Raw genomic sequence first — 15791 nt, 5'->3', positions numbered from 1 at the left:
CTTATTCCTCCCGAACTTGATTTCTTAGTCTGCCAATACCTTCTATATCAATCTCTATAATATCACCGTTTTTCATGGCACCCACCCCTGAAGGGGTGCCTGTAGAAACAATATCCCCTGGTTTCAACGGAATTACACGTGAAATAAAGCTTACTAACTCCTGTACTTTCCAGATTAAATTATTTGTATTTGAAGACTGCTTTATTTCTCCATTGAGATAAGATTTAATATCCAGAGCATTATAGTCAATATCATTAACAATGTAAGGACCTATGGGACAAAATGTTTCAAAATTTTTGGCTCTTGTCCATTGTCCATCCATTGCCTGAATACTTCTTTCTGTAACATCATTTAAGCACGTTGCTCCAAGAATATAATCATCTGCCTTATCCGCGCTGATATTTTTACAGGGCTTGCTGATAACAACAGCCAGCTCTGCTTCGAAATCAACTCTTTCAGCACCCTTGGGCCGTATAATATCATCTCCCGGTCCAATTATTGTATGAGGCAATTTAATAAACAGAGTCGGGTTTGAGGGAATTTTCCGGTCACCAAACTCTTTTATATGAGATATATAATTAAGGCCAACTGCCACCACCTTTGAAGGAATACAGGGAGCAAGGAGCTTTACTTCATCAAGTTCAAATTCCCTGCCGGTATAGCCGAATTCTTCAAAAAAATTTCCGGAAATTTCTTTAATAATATCTCCTTCAAGTATTCCATATCTGGTTGTTCCATTATACTTAAACCTTAAATATTTCATATTTCACCTCAAAAAGTATGGATATTCTAAAGTATACCACTCTAAAATTTTATCTACAAGTCAAAGTACCACAAAATTCGATAAGTATAATTCAATGGAGTGCATTAAATAGCTTATTGTAAATGGAATTGTATAAAAATGTTAGTAATGTTAATCATAGGGCAAGAATATTTATATATCGGACAAGTATTATGGTATAATATTACTTTTAATCCTAAATAAGTAAATTAGGTCTCTCCGGAAAAATTAATATGTTGGAACATTTTCCAGAAGAGTACACCTATTCAGTATAATACTATGAGTTTTACTGATGATAATAACTTATAAAGGGACTTTTAAGTATATCTTGCACAATATCTTAGGGAGGTCTATAATATGAGAGTAAGCCGCGTGGAAAAATTCAGAAAAGCCAGGCATAAAAAATTCAGAATGCTTATCTTTTATACTGTGGTTATACCTGCGGTATCAATTGCTACAGGTTATTTAATAACAGCCGTTATTATTTTGCCGGCTATGTCTAAATGAAAATTTCTTTAGTCACATTGCATAAAAAAAACTTTATACCAGTATAAAAAGTCGTTTATTAATTACATTACATTATTTTCATTTACATAGTACAATGTAATTAATGAATTTAGAGGTTTCCTCCTTTTTAATATATAATAAAGCTGGTAAGCAAATTGCTTGCCAGCTTTTTTGGAATTATAAATGTAACTGTAACTATTCACTATTTCTCTTTCTATTTATTATTGCAAAGGCAATTGCCAATACAATCATAAGTGCAGTTATCATATATGCTCTGCTATATCCTACCGCAATTACAAGTGAATATCCTGCCATAGAGCCAAAAGCAGCTCCCAGGTCCTGCCAGGTTGTAAAATGTCCAAGTATATTTTTGTCTTTATTTAAAGACTGATAGCCAATTGCAGATGCATCCAAAGTGCTTGTGAGAGCAGTTACACCACCAAAACCTACTATTGCGGCCAGGAATATAAGAATAAATGATTGGGTATAGGCAATTATTAATAAAGAAATTATTTGAAGAATACAGTTCATTATAATTATCTTAAAATATCCAAACCGGTCAGCCAATTTACCAAATATAACTGATAGAAATATATCATAAAACCATCTTACCGAAACCAGAAAACTTGCTGCAATGGATACTCCTATGGTTATATTGAAAAGAGTCACTTCTTTTCCGAATATCAGCAGCAATATATATCCAATGGTGGAGACAAGTAATCCGTTACCTACCCAAGAATTTAGGAAAGTCATAAAATATGTCAGCTTTAAACTTATATTGACTTTACTTTTTACATGATTATAAGTATTTTCATTATTACCAACGCTAACGCCGGTTTCTCGTACAGTTGTTTGTTCCGTTGTCTGCACTGGGGTTTGTTCTGTCATCTGTTCTTGTGTTTGTTCTGTAGCCCGTTCATCTGTCTGTTCTGATATTTGCATGTTACCAGAGGATCTTTTTATACTCATTCCATAAAAGGAAAGAGGTACACCTATTATAAAAGTCATAAATGCAAAAATATAATATGTGTTCCTGTATCCCAGATAATTAGATAATATTCCTCCCAGAAATATTGCCAGAAGGCTCCCTATTCTTGCAATAGAATGAAATAAACCCGTCAATGTTCCTCTGTTATTATCGTTGCTGTTTTCAGCAATACTTTCAAAGCTTACAAGTCTCATTGCCGACCAGCAGCCACCCCAGATCAATCTTGAAAATCCTAAAATAACAACACCAACCGGCAGGCCATAAAAAAGCGTTGTAATGGCAGATAATATTACGCTATATATAAATAATCTTCTTCGCCCGAAATATGAATACAAGTATTTGGCATAATAATTCGTAATTATTCTTACAAACCTGTTGAGGCTAAGAATAACTCCTACAGCTGCCACAGGTATTCCCAGGTCAAATACATAAGTAGGCAGGAGAACATAAAGACTGGAGTCCCCAAGCAGCGTAATGGCAACTGTAAGGAATATGGCTAATTGTTCTGTATGAATATTGCAGAACCTTCCAGGAATTCTGTCAAAAATGTTTTTACTAGATTGTACAGTCCTGTATGATAAACCATTATTTGATACACTATAGTCTACTTCAGTATCGCCATGCCCCGTATTTTGTGATGTTGTTTCTCTTAATGTGCTATATTTTTTCTGCATTATAATTACCACTTTATTTGAATTCTTCATAATTTAATGAATCAGATTTTAAACAATTATAAAAAACATTATAGCACATTCCTTATTAAATTCTAAAGATTTTTCATCATAAAAAATGAGACATATGTATCCAAGCAATAAACCTCTGGTTGTTGAAACTTTTGAATCACAAATAATTATGGGAAGAATTATTAATATCTTCCCATAATTATTAATTATCCCATTTAAAATCTCATATTTATATCATCATCGCATATCAAAAATTTAATGATAATAATATATTAATTATATTAGAAAAGACCAAGTAGTTAGAATACTAGTATGATACTATATAAATTATTTAATATTTTTATAGATACTCTTGTTCGAAGTTCAATGCTTTCAGTTCTGCTCTAAATAATTTCTGTTCCTCATCAGTAAATCTTTTTAATGGATAAGTACATTTACCAACTTCATATCCTATCATTTCCAATGTGTCCTTAACTCCACAACCTACTCCCCATCTAAGCAAAACATCAATTACTTTATTAACTTTGTACTGTATTTCCTGGGCTTCTTTAATGTTTCCTGAAACAAAAGCATTATATAGTTTAACAAACATTTTAGGCATTATATTGTATGTTGCACCAATTCCACCATCAGCTCCCATTACCAATCCACATATTAAGGTTTCATCGGACCCGTTTAACACATTAATATTTCCATTATTTAGCTCTTTCAACCTTCTCATTTCAAAATAATTACTGCTAGTCCATTTTAAACCAATCATTCTTTCTATACCCATCATTTTCTCTACTGTTTTAGGTGGCATGTTTGTCCCTGAAATATAACTTGCAGCGTACATCATTACAGGAACATCACATGAATCTGATATTGCCTTATAATATTGATAAATCTGTTCATCCCCATAATGATAGAAGAATGGTGGCAGTGATGCCACAGCATCTACTCCAATATCAGAAGCATGCCTTGCTAAATCCATAGCTGTCCGTAAATCAACAGCACAAACATGATCAATTATGTACCCCTTGCCTTTTACTTCATCAACCATAATTTCTGCGAGATGCTTTCTTGATTCAGGCTTCATAACTACACCTTCACCATTAGCACCGCAGATATAAAACCCTGTACAACCCTCACTTAAATGCCATCTTACAAGTTTTCTAAGTTCTTTTTCCTTTATTGTCCCATCCTCATTTAATGGACTTACAATTGCTGGAATAATTCCTGTAAATTTAATATTATTCATACATGTACCTCCATTTAATTTGTAAGAAATGAGAAAAGTTATTAGAAACCAGTAAAAGTTGACTTTTCATTAGTGTTTTTTGATATTCCGGACTAGCTAACTAAGTTTCCATATTTCGTGCTTTAAAAAGGCAATTATTGAATTTGCCATAGTATCCTGAGCCCTAAACTCAGACTGTATCGTGTCAGCAGTATAATGAGGAGTTATCCGCACTTTTTTATTCAAACAAACGGTTATTTCTCTTTACTGAATCATCCACTACAACATCAAGTCCAGCCGTTGCAGATTTACCATTCTTTAATCCTTCATAAAGATAATCTTCATTAACCACTCCTCCTCTACTAGTATTCATAAAAATCGCATCTGGCTTCATGAGTAAAAATAAGTTTTTATTTACTGGGCCTTCTGTTTCCTTGGTCAAAGAAACATAAGCACTTATAATTTCCAAAGATGAAAGTATTTCTTCTATGGTATCTACCATTTTTATGTTGAATTGCCTTTCAATGTCCTTGATTACATAAGAATGATAACATATTATCTTCTTGGTTGAAAAGTCCTTCATGATTTTCATAAGGTTTCTGGCAATTTTCCCAGCTCCTATGAGCCCTATAAAATTCATCCACTAAAAGATTATTCATTTTGATGTTTCCAGGTAATTTTTTACGAAAGGCATAAGGTACATGGATCGTTAATAAAACAGAGATACGAGAATAGTCTATTCTTTTAATCCACCACAATTAAATCCTTTATGTTGTTAAACCTACCTTCCTTTATCCTGGGAACCTTCATTATATCTTCAATTGTTTTGAATTTTCCATTCTTCTCCCTGTATTCAATAATGTCCTTTGCAGTGGCTTCTCCTATTCCCGGAAGAGTTGTAAGCTGGCTGATATCCGCCGTATTTATATTAACCTTTCCCTTGTTGTCTGTATTAGTTTTTTCCTCATACACAACGGCTCCCCCGCTGTCATAGATAATCTTTACCCCTGGACCTGCTTCTCCTTGTCCTGGTTCTATTATTTTCCCCTGGGCTGTTTGTTTTTCTTCCTGTTTATGTTCCGGATCTGCCTGCTCACCGTAATTTGCGATTTCTGCTTTTGACCTGATATAAAGCATTGCATTACCTTCCAGCCTGTATACCAGGTTAATATTCTCTATATCTGCATCATTGGTTGCTCCTCCCGCTGCAATTATTGCATCGTTAATTATCTGTCCCTTCTTTAGCGTTACAATGCCAGGATTGTTCACACATCCTGTTACATAGACATGAATTTTCTCCCCGTCTTCAATTTTTTCATCAGCTTCAGGCTCTTCCCCATAAGATTCTGTTCCTGAAGAATTGTTATCCTGCGTAGATTGGCCTGCCTTGCCTTCATTATTGGTCAGACTCTTATCTTCCTGTCTTTCAAGAACCATTGTGTCCCTATATTCCTTTAGCAATAAATATCCAGCTGTAACAGATATTATTACAAAAAACGATATTGTAATTGCAATAATCTCCTTATTTATGTAATATATTCTATTAAATAACTTTATTTCCATAATTTCACCTCCAGCATATTATATATTCTCCATTGGAATTTAAATTCCTTTATTTTTGTAAAATTCCATGGACTGATACATTTTTTAATTATTTTCTGGTATACTTTTTAATGTGCCTGTGTACCGTCAACATCTTATTATATTTGTAGACACAAACAACGCAGGAGCATATAGAATATTAAACTCGTATAACATATAAAATAAATGCTATTTACAAATGAAATGGTTGGAGGAATTAGTAAAGAACTATGAAAAGACTTCTTGCTATGGCGTTAATATTATTGGTCTTTTTGCTAAATTTTCCCTTATGTTGTGCGGCACCCTTGAATATTGAAGCTGAAGCATATATTTTAATGGATATTAAATCTGGCCAGGTACTTTGTGAGAAGGATTCAGAAAACAAGAAGCTTTATCCTGCCAGTACAACAAAAATAATGACAGCCATAGTAGCACTTGAAAACAGCACTCTGGATACCATGATGACAGCAAGCCAGGCAGCAGTTTACGATATAGGTAAAGATGGCATGAATATTGGTATTATGCCTGGAGAAGTATTGAGCCTGGAACAGTTGTTGCATGCACTTCTAATAGTGTCTGCCAACGAAGCTGCAAATATTATTGCTGAAAATGTGTGCGATACCAGGCAAGAATTTATTGATCTGATGAATAAAAGAGCCCAGGAACTGGGCGCAAAAAATACCCATTTCGTAAATGCAAACGGAATGCATGATAATAACCACTACACTACGGCAAAAGATATGGCGCTTATCGCAAAACATGCCATGAATATACCAGAGTTCAGAGAAATAGTCAGCAAAACTGAATATACCCCTATAGCAACCAATAAACATCCTTCCTGGCCGACATTGTATTCTTCCAATAAGTTACTTAGATTCTATAATGATAGCGAACTTTTTGAAGTTACAGGAATAAAAACAGGGTATACAGGCCCTGCCGGATTTAACCTGGTTTCTTCCGGTAAAAACAATGAAGGAATGGAGTTGCTCTCAGTTATATTGGGAGTAAGTGCTTCAGACAATAAAGACAGTGTTTATAAATACTCCAGGCAGCTACTGGAATACGGTTTTGAAAATTATTCAATCCAATCCCTTGTGAGAAAGGGTCAGGTAATAAAAACTGTCCAGGTTGATCCTGGAACAGGAACGGCTGAAGACCTGAATATTGTCGCAGATAATAGTATAAGTGCCGTACTGCCTGTAGAAAATTACAATGCATCTCTAAACACAAAGGAATATATAAAACCACGAATTGAAGTTCCTGTATATAAGGGTGATATTTTAGGCTATTTAGAGTATGAGAATAATGGTATAACCCTTGGCCGTGTAAATCTTGTTGCATCCAAAACAATTGAAAAAGTCATCTTGGAAAAAACTTCTACCGAAAAGATAAAAGAGGTTTTCACTAATCCTGTCTTTTTAAAGGTAGCTAAAATATCAACCTGTGTTATAATTGGTTTCGCACTTCTAAGGTTCACGTTAAGAAGGATCTCAAGAAGATATCGCAGGAGAGTTCGAAGAAGGTATTATTGACGGAAGCATAAGAACTGTCCACATGCTTGAGGAGTCCCCGTGCTTCGGTTAAGATTCCATTAGCCTTCTTATCTCATTTAAGTCCTTTGTTTTGCCTAATGCCCACATAAGCTTTGTTACAGCGGCCTCAGTAGTCATGTCATAACCGGGTATAACTCCTGCTTCAGCAGCTTTTAATCCTACCTGATAGATGCTGAGGTCTGATTTTCCATAAACACATTGGGTATTTATTACCACAGCTACTCCCAAGTCAAGTGCTTTTTTTATTTCAGGAATAAAAGATCTTTCATCTGTGGGCAGCCCCCCTGAGCCAAATGCTTCTATAACGATACCTTTATAGCCTCTTTCAATTAATATAGGGATAATACCAGGGTCAATTCCAGGATAAAGTTTAATCAAAAATACTCTGCTGTCAATATTATCATCAACATAAACTTCTTCTGTGCAGGATGTGGTATCAGTTGAATTTATATCAGAGGTAAATTTTATGTGAGAATTAAGTTTATTATCAGAGGTATTTACAATCACTTGATTTCCTTTTATAAAACCGGCAGGGGGATAATTAATGCTCTCAAAAGCATCCAGTGCTTCAGTATGGGTTTTAACAGCCCTCGTTCCAAAAATTATTTTCCCGTTAAAAACCACATATACACCCTGAATGCCTTTAACAGCTGCCTGAAATGCATCAAGTAAATTCTTTTTTCCATCAGTTCCGGGAGCATCTATTGGCAACTGAGAACCTGTTAAAATAACAGGTTTATGCAAATTCCTTAGCATAAATGAAAGCATGGATGCCGTATATGCCATAGTATCAGTCCCGTGAGTAATAACAACTCCATCATAGTTTTTTACTCCGGAACAAGCTTCATGAGCAATTACCTTCCAGTCTTCCGGCTGAATATTTGAACTATCCTTGCAAAAAACGCTTTTATACTCAATATGGCACAGGCCTTCCAGTTCCGGAATAAGCCTGGCCATGTACTCACCTGTAATTCTGGGAACAAGGCCTGCTCCTTCATTAACTGAAGCAATTGTCCCGCCCGTAGACAGCAACAGTATATTCTTCAAACTTATTCCTCCGATAACTCTTTTGAAATGTACCAATGGAAATTTAATATTAGTAAGTAAAAATTTATATAAGTATAATCTAATACAAAAACAAAAATAAATACAAATATAAAAATAAGTATAAATATAAATTTTGGTACAAAAGCTTATTATGGCTTTTGCACCAAAATTATGTTTTTAAGATCATGTTTTTTAACAAATTATATTATTTCAAAAACTATATTTATTTCACAACTATGTTTACCAACTTGCCCGGTACACCAATAACTTTGATTACATTCTTATTCTCAAGCAAGGCTTTTACTTTTTCATCTTCCAGAGCTTTTTCTTCTGTCTGCTTTTTATCCAGACCAGAAGGAATCATTATCCTTTCTTTTACTTTTCCATTTATCTGTATGGCAATTTCAATCATGTCCTCAACGGTCTTACTTTCATCCCAGGTAGGCCAGGACTGGGCGTGGAGCATTCCTTCATATCCGTTTAGAACCCATAATTCTTCAGTTATATGGGGAGCGACAGGGTTTAGAAGGATAAGGAAAGTCTTAAATTCCGCCCTGTTGATTTTTCCGCGGCTGTAAAATTCATTTAATAGGGACATGAGAGCAGCAATAGCAGTATTGAATTTTAAAGTCTCATAGTCCTCACTTACTTTTTTGATTGTTTTATTCATGCTAACTTCTATATCTTTAGAATATTCGTCACCCTCAGTCAAAATCTCCTGCAGTTTCCATACCCTATCAAGAAACCTTCTGCAGCCCTTTATAGCATTATATGACCAGGGAACTGCTTTTTCAAAATCACCGATAAACATTTCATAAGTTCTCAGTGTATCTGCTCCAAATTCGTCTATCATTTCATCCGGGTTTACAACATTACCTCTTGATTTGGACATCTTTTCATTATTCTCACCCAGTATCATTCCATGGGATGTCCTTTTCTTGTAAGGTTCGGGAGTTGGTACTATTCCACAGTCATAAAGGAACTTATGCCAAAACCTTGAATACAACAAATGAAGTGTTGTATGCTCCATTCCGCCATTATACCAGTCTATAGGTGTCCAATACTCCAGATTTTCCCTGCTTGCCAGTTCCTTTTTATTGTGAGGATCAGTATATCTTAAGAAGTACCAGGATGATCCTGCCCATTGGGGCATTGTATCAGTTTCCCTCTTCCCTGGTCCTCCGCACTTCGGGCAAGTTGTATTTACCCATTCTTCTATATTGGCTAATGGTGATTCACCAGTATCTGTGGGCTCATAGCTTTCCACTTCAGGAAGCAGGACAGGAAGCTGGTCTTCAGGAACAGGTACCCAACCGCATTTTTCACAATAAACCAAAGGTATCGGTTCTCCCCAGTATCTTTGTCTTGAGAATACCCAATCTCTCAGTTTATAGTTGACCTTTCTTTTTCCAATACCCCTTTCTTCCAGCCAATCGCTTATTTTTTCCTTGGCCTCGCTTACCTGTAAGCCATTTAGGAATTCGGAGTTAACCATTATGCCATTTTCTATATCCGTATAAGCTTCCTTTTCAACATCTCCTCCGGAAACCACTTCAATAATTGGCAAATTGAACTTTTTGGCAAACTCCCAGTCCCTGGTATCATGCCCGGGCACAGCCATAATTGCGCCTGTACCGTAAGAAATTAAAACATAATCAGAAATCCATATAGGTATTTCTTTTCCATTTACCGGATTAATTGCTTTGATGCCTTCTATTTGTACTCCTGTTTTTTCTTTTGAAAGCTCTGTCCTCTCGAAATCGGATTTTTTAGATGCCAATTCTCTATACTTCATTAATTCATCCAAGTTTGTAATTTTATCCTTTAATTCATCAATCATTGGATGCTCCGGTGAAATAACCATGTATGTAGCTCCAAAAAGAGTATCCGGACGTGTTGTAAAAACTTTTAGAGTATAACCCGCAGTTGTTTCAAAGTTCACTTCCATACCATAAGAACGGCCTATCCAATTTATTTGCTGGATTTTTACCCTCTCTATGTAATCAACGAGATCCAGATCATTTATTAATCTGTCTGCATATTTTGTTATTCTGAGCATCCATTGGTTTTTAACCTTTCTGACAACTTCTCCGCCACAGCGTTCACAGACACCGCCTACTACTTCTTCATTTGCAAGTCCGACTTTACACTGTGTACACCAGTTTATTGAAGCCTCGCTCTTATATGCAAGTCCTTTTTCAAACAACTTCAGGAATATCCACTGAGTCCATTTATAGTACTCAGGATCGGTAGTATTTATTTCTCTGGACCAGTCAAAGGAAAATCCCAGAGACTTTAACTGTTCTCTGAATCTATTTATATTTTTCTCTGTTACAATTTTAGGATGAATTTTATTCTGTATTGCGTAATTTTCTGTAGGTAGTCCAAAAGCATCCCAACCTATGGGAAAAAGAACATTATATCCCTGCATCCTTTTTTTCCTGGATATAATATCCAAAGCTGTATAAGGTCTGGGATGTCCTACATGCAATCCCTGGCCTGAAGGATATGGAAATTCTATTAATGCATAAAACTTTGGTTTTGTCTTATCCTCGGAAGCATAAAATGTGCCTTCCTTCTCCCAGATTTCCTGCCACTTCTTTTCTATTAGTTTTGGATTATAAGCATTCATATTTACTACACATCCTTATTCAATGTATCTTGTTTAAAACTATTACCATTTATTATACTAGTTTGTTCTCCATCATACCAGAGTCTCTCTAAATTATAAAATTTTCTTTCGTCTTGGTTGAATATATGCACAACAACGTCACCATAATCAAGAAGAATCCATCTTGAACTGCTATAACCCTCTTTGCCTAACAGTTTATAGCCGTAAATATGCATCTTTTGTTCCACTTCATCAGCCAGTGTTCTGATGTGCGTAGTGGAAGTACCACTGCATATTATAAAGTAATCTGCCAAAGTGGATATCTTCCGAATGTTAATAATATTTATTTCCTTTGCTTTCTTATCCTCTAGTATCTCTATGATTTTATCCTTCATTATGTCTGATGTTTTTTGTGACAGAAATATGTCCCCTTTCCTTTATTAAATAGTTTCTTGCGTTAATTGTGTTTATGTGTAAAAGGTGTCCTTTAGTAATCACATGCTTAATTGTTGTGTTCAATGCTATAATTATTGCCTCATCCAGGTCACTAATAACCTTTCTTCTAATTTTTTCAACTCCATAAAAACTTCTATTTGGTTCTATATAATCTGCAATATAAATAATCTTAGTCAGCCGATCCATATTTTCACAGCCTGTAGTGTGGTAATATATGGCGTTCAGAATATATGGATCTTTTACACCGTATTCACAATCAGCTATATGCGACCCGATAGGCCCATGAAGCAACCCGGTCTGTAACTGCATTACCTCATCAATTATTATATTGTGTTTTTTGCATATTTCAAGGGCTTCTTCCCCTTTTATTCCTTTAGCACAATCATGTAAAAGTCCTGCTATTGCAGCTTTATTTTTATCTTCTCCATATATTTCAGCCAATTTAACAGCTTCATGCATTACATTTACCGAATGTTGGAATCTTCCCTTAGGAAGTGTTTCCTGCAGTTTCTTTTGCATTTCTTCCAGTGTCATAATTGTCTATTACTCTCCATTACTTAATAAAATAATAAAAAATAAAGTGATTATATTCAAAAGCGATTATACCTCAGTATTCTATTTAAAAACATAAAGCATATTATCAAATATATACTTTTCCACTTTTTCCGGTACCAAATATTTTATTGATTTATTTTCATTCATCCTGGTTCTTATTATGGTTGAGGAAATACCAATAAGAGGAGCTTCTGTAAGATGAATTATCGCTCCATGTTCCACCCTCATCTTTTCCACTGCTTCAATAAAGGTGGATTTTTTATATCCAGGTCTGAGCACAGTAATAAATTCACATAATTTAAATATTTTCTGATAGTTTTTCCAGGTTAATAGCTCTGGTACCACGTCTGCACCAGTAATAAAGTAGAGTTTTGTATCTTCACCATAGATCTCCTTAAGCTGTATCAGGGTATCAACAGTATAAGTATATCCAGGCCTGTCCAACTCTATAGAGGATGCCTCGAAATAAGGATTATTATCTATAGCAATGCGCACCATATTATAACGGTGCCTTGCATCTGTAACTTTTGTTATATCTTTATGAGGGGGCATCCCTGATGGTATAAATATTACTTTATCCAGTTTAAAACTTTCCCTTATATCCTCTGCAATTATCAGATGGCCATAGTGAATAGGATCAAAAGTGCCGCCTGATATGCCTAATTTTCGTATCTTTTTTATCATATACACCTTTTATTTGAGGCACCGTTCTTTAATATTCTTTACACAAAATACAATACAAATGCCTCAAACCCATTATTCTTAATCTTAAGTCATATGTAATGTTAGTCACTTGTAATGTTTTGAAAATATAACATTACTTATCTATTTCTTCCCTATATCTGTCCTGTAGTGCATATCCTGAAAACTGATTTTCGCTACAGCCTCATATGCAGTTTTTATTGCCTTATCCAGTGTATCACCCAGCGCGGTAACCCCCAGCACTCTTCCTCCACTTGTAAAGAATTTTCCGTTAGCATATTTTGTTGATGCATGGAACAGTATAATTCTGCTATCGGCTTTCGCATCCTCCAAACCACTGATTTCATATCCGGTCTTATACTTCTCAGGATATCCTCCGGATGCCAGTATAACACATACGGCAGCCTTATCATTCCATTTAATATCTATAGTGTCTAATTTCTCATCAATAACTGCATTAAATATCTCAACTATATCACTTTCCAGCCTTGGAAGAACAACCTGGGTTTCAGGATCACCAAACCTGGAATTATATTCAAGCACTTTGGGGCCATGTTTTGTAACCATAAGACCAAAGTACAGTACTCCCTTAAATTTCCGGCCTTCCTTATTCATAGCCTCCACAGTAGGAATAAAAATTTCATTCATACAGCATTGAGCCAGTTCAGGAGTATAGATCCTACTGGGTGAAAATGTTCCCATTCCTCCAGTATTAAGGCCTTTATCATTATCAAGAGCCCTTTTATGGTCCTGAGAACTTACCATCGGTAAAATTGTCTTACCATCTGTAAATGCCAGTATTGATACCTCCTGGCCTGTAAGAAACTCTTCAATGATAACTTTATCCCCTGCTTTTCCAAAAATCTTGTCTTTCATCATAAGGTTAAGGGCTTTTTCCGCCTCTAAAAAATCATGGGCAATTATAACTCCTTTTCCTAGTGCAAGACCATCTGCCTTAATAACAACAGGGTACTCCTGATTCCTTAAATAATCCAGAGCAGGTGCATATTCTTCAAATACCTCATACTTTGCTGTTGGAATTCCATACTTTTTCATGAGGCTTTTTGCGAAAACCTTGCTGGATTCTATTTCAGCAGCTTTTTTAACAGGTCCGAAAGCACGTATACCTGCTGCCTCCAAAGCATCCACCATGCCTGCTGCCAGCGGATCATCCGGTGCAACTACTACCAGATCAATATTATTATCAACTGAAAATGATACTATCCCTTCAATATCTGTCGCTTTTATAGGCACACACTCTGCAATGAAAGATATTCCTCCATTGCCTGGTGCGCAATAAATTTTATCAACCAGCGGGCTTTGTGCAATCTTCCATGCGATTGCATGCTCCCTGCCTCCGCTTCCAACTACCAATACTTTCATGCTTCCCATCCTTCTTTTATGATTAATAAACAATTGTGTGAGGGACACTCCTCAACATAAAAGGAATACATCTTGCTCGGGAAAGGAGTGTTCCTCTATCTTTTTGAGGGACACTCCTCAACTTATATGGAATACTTCTTTGCTCGAGAGAGGAGTGTCCCTTTTCCTTTTAATGCTTAAAATGCCTCTTTCCTGTAAATACCATTGCAATTCCATATTTATTGCATGCATCAATAGATTCCTGGTCCTTTACAGAACCTCCTGGTTGTATAATGGCTTTTACTCCGGCTTTTGCAGCCGCTTCCACACAATCCGGGAAGGGGAAGAAAGCGTCAGAAGCCATTACAGCGCCATCTGTTCTGTTTCCTCCATACTCAATGGCAATTTTTGCAGCCATTATCCTGTTTGTCTGTCCAGGTCCCACGCCAATTGTTTGTTTATCTTTAGCCAAAACAATAGCGTTAGATTTAGTATGCTTAACTACCTTCATAGCAAAGATCATATCTTCCAACTGAGCAGGAGTAGGTTTATTTTCAGTTACATATTGCAGGGAATCCATATCAAAGAGGTCCAGGTTAATGCTCTGAACCAGTAGTCCTCCGGGAACCTTCTTCATATCATAGGTGTCTTTCGGAAGAGCCTCTGTAATGTCAGGCAGTTTAAGAATCCTGATATTCTTTTTGCTGGAGAGAATTTCAAAAGCTTTCTGAGTGTATGAAGGAGCAATTACTATCTCAATAAATATTTTATTTATTTCAGTTGCTGTTGCCTCATCAATTTCTCTGTTAGCAGCTATTATCCCGCCAAATATTGAAACCGGGTCAGCTTCATAAGCTTTCTTGTATGCCTCATAGATATTGTCAGCACTTGCAACTCCACAGGGATTGGCATGTTTTACAGCAACCACAGTAGGTTCTTCAAATTCTTTAAGAAGTTCAAGAGCGCCGTTTGCGTCATTAATATTGTTATAGGAAAGCTCTTTACCATGTAATTGCACGGCGTTTACCAGAGTACCTGGAGCAGCTCCAACTTCTTTATAGAATACAGCCTGCTGATGGGGATTTTCTCCATATCTCATATCCTGAGCCTTTTCAAAAGTCATTGTAAAAGTTTCCGGGAAGGAATTGTCTCCTATTTTTTTTCTTAAATATCCGGATATTAATGTGTCATAATGGCTGGTATGTTCGAATACTTTATATGCTAACCTGAATTTTGTTTCAATAGATACACCGCCGGTATACTTTAATTCATCAAGTATTGGCTGGTAATCCGCAGGATCAACAATCACCACTACATCCTGGTAATTCTTGGCTGCAGCTCTTAACATAGTTGGCCCGCCAATATCAATATTCTCTATAGCTTCTTCCAACTGGACATTATCCTTTAATATAGTCTGTTTAAATGGATATAAATTTATTACCACAATATCAATTGTCTCTATACCCAATTCTTCCAATTCCCTCATATGCTGCGGATTTGACCTTACTGCAAGAAGTCCACCATGTATCTTGGGATGTAATGTTTTTACCCTGCCATCCAAACATTCAGGAAATCCTGTAATTTCAGAAATGTTTGTTACTTTTACGCCGGCATTCCTGAGAGTATTAGCAGTACCTCCTGTAGATATAATCTCTATTCCAAGTTTGTGCAATTCCTGTGCGAATTGTACTATTCCTGTCTTGTCAGATACGCTGATTAATGCTCTTTCCATTTAGGATACTCCTT

Annotated in this window: 14 protein-coding genes; 2 read left to right on the top strand and 12 right to left on the bottom strand. The window is 35.9% G+C overall.

The window, feature by feature from the left end; all coding sequences use genetic code 11:
* Position 1 precedes the first annotated feature (1 nt).
* Positions 2–763, bottom strand: coding sequence for a fumarylacetoacetate hydrolase family protein (locus GXX20_09550; protein ID HHW31898.1), 762 nt, complete (start codon positions 761–763; stop codon positions 2–4).
* A gap of 375 nt (positions 764–1138) precedes the next feature.
* On the opposite strand from GXX20_09550, the gene GXX20_09545 reads away from it, so the two are divergent.
* Positions 1139–1288 carry a hypothetical protein gene (locus GXX20_09545; GenBank protein ID HHW31897.1) on the top strand — a complete coding sequence of 50 codons (150 nt, stop codon included), beginning with the start codon at positions 1139–1141 and terminating at the stop codon, positions 1286–1288.
* A gap of 195 nt (positions 1289–1483) precedes the next feature.
* On the opposite strand, the gene GXX20_09540 is transcribed toward GXX20_09545, so the two are convergent.
* From GXX20_09540 to GXX20_09525, 4 genes are all read right to left on the bottom strand, one after another.
* Positions 1484–2950, bottom strand: coding sequence for an MFS transporter (locus GXX20_09540; protein HHW31896.1), 1467 nt, complete (start codon positions 2948–2950; stop codon positions 1484–1486).
* A gap of 349 nt (positions 2951–3299) precedes the next feature.
* Positions 3300–4199, bottom strand: a complete 900-nt coding sequence (locus tag GXX20_09535) for a dihydrodipicolinate synthase family protein (protein ID HHW31895.1) — start codon at positions 4197–4199, stop codon at positions 3300–3302.
* A 217-nt stretch (positions 4200–4416) separates the two neighbouring features.
* Positions 4417–4818, bottom strand: coding sequence for a hypothetical protein (locus GXX20_09530; GenBank protein ID HHW31894.1), 402 nt, complete (start codon positions 4816–4818; stop codon positions 4417–4419).
* A 104-nt stretch (positions 4819–4922) separates the two neighbouring features.
* Positions 4923–5741 (bottom strand): competence protein ComEA, encoded by an 819-nt coding sequence (locus GXX20_09525; GenBank protein ID HHW31893.1) that lies wholly within the window; start codon positions 5739–5741, stop codon positions 4923–4925.
* A 248-nt stretch (positions 5742–5989) separates the two neighbouring features.
* On the opposite strand from GXX20_09525, the gene GXX20_09520 reads away from it, so the two are divergent.
* Complete coding sequence (locus GXX20_09520) at positions 5990–7291, top strand: D-alanyl-D-alanine carboxypeptidase (GenBank protein ID HHW31892.1); 1302 nt, start codon at positions 5990–5992, stop codon at positions 7289–7291.
* Positions 7292–7339: 48 nt separating this feature from the next.
* On the opposite strand, the gene GXX20_09515 is transcribed toward GXX20_09520, so the two are convergent.
* The 7 genes from GXX20_09515 to purH all read right to left on the bottom strand — a co-directional run bounded on the left by GXX20_09515 (position 7340) and on the right by purH (position 15777).
* Positions 7340–8359: an asparaginase gene (locus GXX20_09515; protein ID HHW31891.1), complete on the bottom strand. Its 1020-nt coding sequence runs from the start codon at positions 8357–8359 to the stop codon at positions 7340–7342.
* A 223-nt stretch (positions 8360–8582) separates the two neighbouring features.
* A complete protein-coding gene (locus GXX20_09510) occupies positions 8583–10991 on the bottom strand; it encodes a leucine--tRNA ligase (GenBank protein HHW31890.1) in 2409 nt (802 codons plus the stop codon).
* Between the two features lie 5 nt (positions 10992–10996).
* On the bottom strand, positions 10997–11365 hold the full coding sequence (gene rsfS / locus GXX20_09505; GenBank protein ID HHW31889.1) for a ribosome silencing factor: 369 nt from the start codon (positions 11363–11365) through the stop codon (positions 10997–10999).
* Positions 11355–11963, bottom strand: a complete 609-nt coding sequence (locus tag GXX20_09500; protein HHW31888.1) for an HD domain-containing protein — start codon at positions 11961–11963, stop codon at positions 11355–11357. Before GXX20_09500 ends, rsfS begins: the two co-directional genes overlap by 11 nt.
* A gap of 78 nt (positions 11964–12041) precedes the next feature.
* A complete protein-coding gene (locus GXX20_09495; protein HHW31887.1) occupies positions 12042–12665 on the bottom strand; it encodes a nicotinate-nucleotide adenylyltransferase in 624 nt (207 codons plus the stop codon).
* 141 nt (positions 12666–12806) lie between these two features.
* Entirely contained in the window at positions 12807–14066 is a 1260-nt protein-coding gene (purD, locus tag GXX20_09490; protein ID HHW31886.1) for a phosphoribosylamine--glycine ligase, read from the bottom strand.
* Between the two features lie 169 nt (positions 14067–14235).
* Positions 14236–15777: a bifunctional phosphoribosylaminoimidazolecarboxamide formyltransferase/IMP cyclohydrolase gene (purH, locus tag GXX20_09485; protein HHW31885.1), complete on the bottom strand. Its 1542-nt coding sequence runs from the start codon at positions 15775–15777 to the stop codon at positions 14236–14238.
* Positions 15778–15791: the final 14 nt, after the last annotated feature.

The organism is Clostridiaceae bacterium, assembly GCA_012840395.1.
Taxonomy (GTDB): Bacteria; Bacillota; Clostridia; order Acetivibrionales; family DULL01; genus DULL01.
This window is presented reverse-complemented; position numbering and strand designations above follow the sequence as displayed.

What these genes read in the sequence shown, in the direction of transcription:
- GXX20_09535 (HHW31895.1), bottom strand. Translation starts at nt 4,199, where the DNA reads ATGAATAATATTAAATTTACAGGAATTATTCCAGCAATTGTAAGTCCA.
- GXX20_09540 (HHW31896.1), bottom strand. Translation starts at nt 2,950, where the DNA reads ATGCAGAAAAAATATAGCACATTAAGAGAAACAACATCACAAAATACG.
- GXX20_09520 (HHW31892.1), top strand. Translation starts at nt 5,990, where the DNA reads ATGAAAAGACTTCTTGCTATGGCGTTAATATTATTGGTCTTTTTGCTA.
- purD (HHW31886.1), bottom strand. Translation starts at nt 14,066, where the DNA reads ATGAAAGTATTGGTAGTTGGAAGCGGAGGCAGGGAGCATGCAATCGCA.
- GXX20_09525 (HHW31893.1), bottom strand. Translation starts at nt 5,741, where the DNA reads ATGGAAATAAAGTTATTTAATAGAATATATTACATAAATAAGGAGATT.
- GXX20_09530 (HHW31894.1), bottom strand. Translation starts at nt 4,818, where the DNA reads ATGAATTTTATAGGGCTCATAGGAGCTGGGAAAATTGCCAGAAACCTT.
- GXX20_09495 (HHW31887.1), bottom strand. Translation starts at nt 12,665, where the DNA reads ATGATAAAAAAGATACGAAAATTAGGCATATCAGGCGGCACTTTTGAT.
- purH (HHW31885.1), bottom strand. Translation starts at nt 15,777, where the DNA reads ATGGAAAGAGCATTAATCAGCGTATCTGACAAGACAGGAATAGTACAA.
- GXX20_09545 (HHW31897.1), top strand. Translation starts at nt 1,139, where the DNA reads ATGAGAGTAAGCCGCGTGGAAAAATTCAGAAAAGCCAGGCATAAAAAA.
- rsfS (HHW31889.1), bottom strand. Translation starts at nt 11,365, where the DNA reads ATGAAGGATAAAATCATAGAGATACTAGAGGATAAGAAAGCAAAGGAA.
- GXX20_09550 (HHW31898.1), bottom strand. Translation starts at nt 763, where the DNA reads ATGAAATATTTAAGGTTTAAGTATAATGGAACAACCAGATATGGAATA.
- GXX20_09510 (HHW31890.1), bottom strand. Translation starts at nt 10,991, where the DNA reads ATGAATGCTTATAATCCAAAACTAATAGAAAAGAAGTGGCAGGAAATC.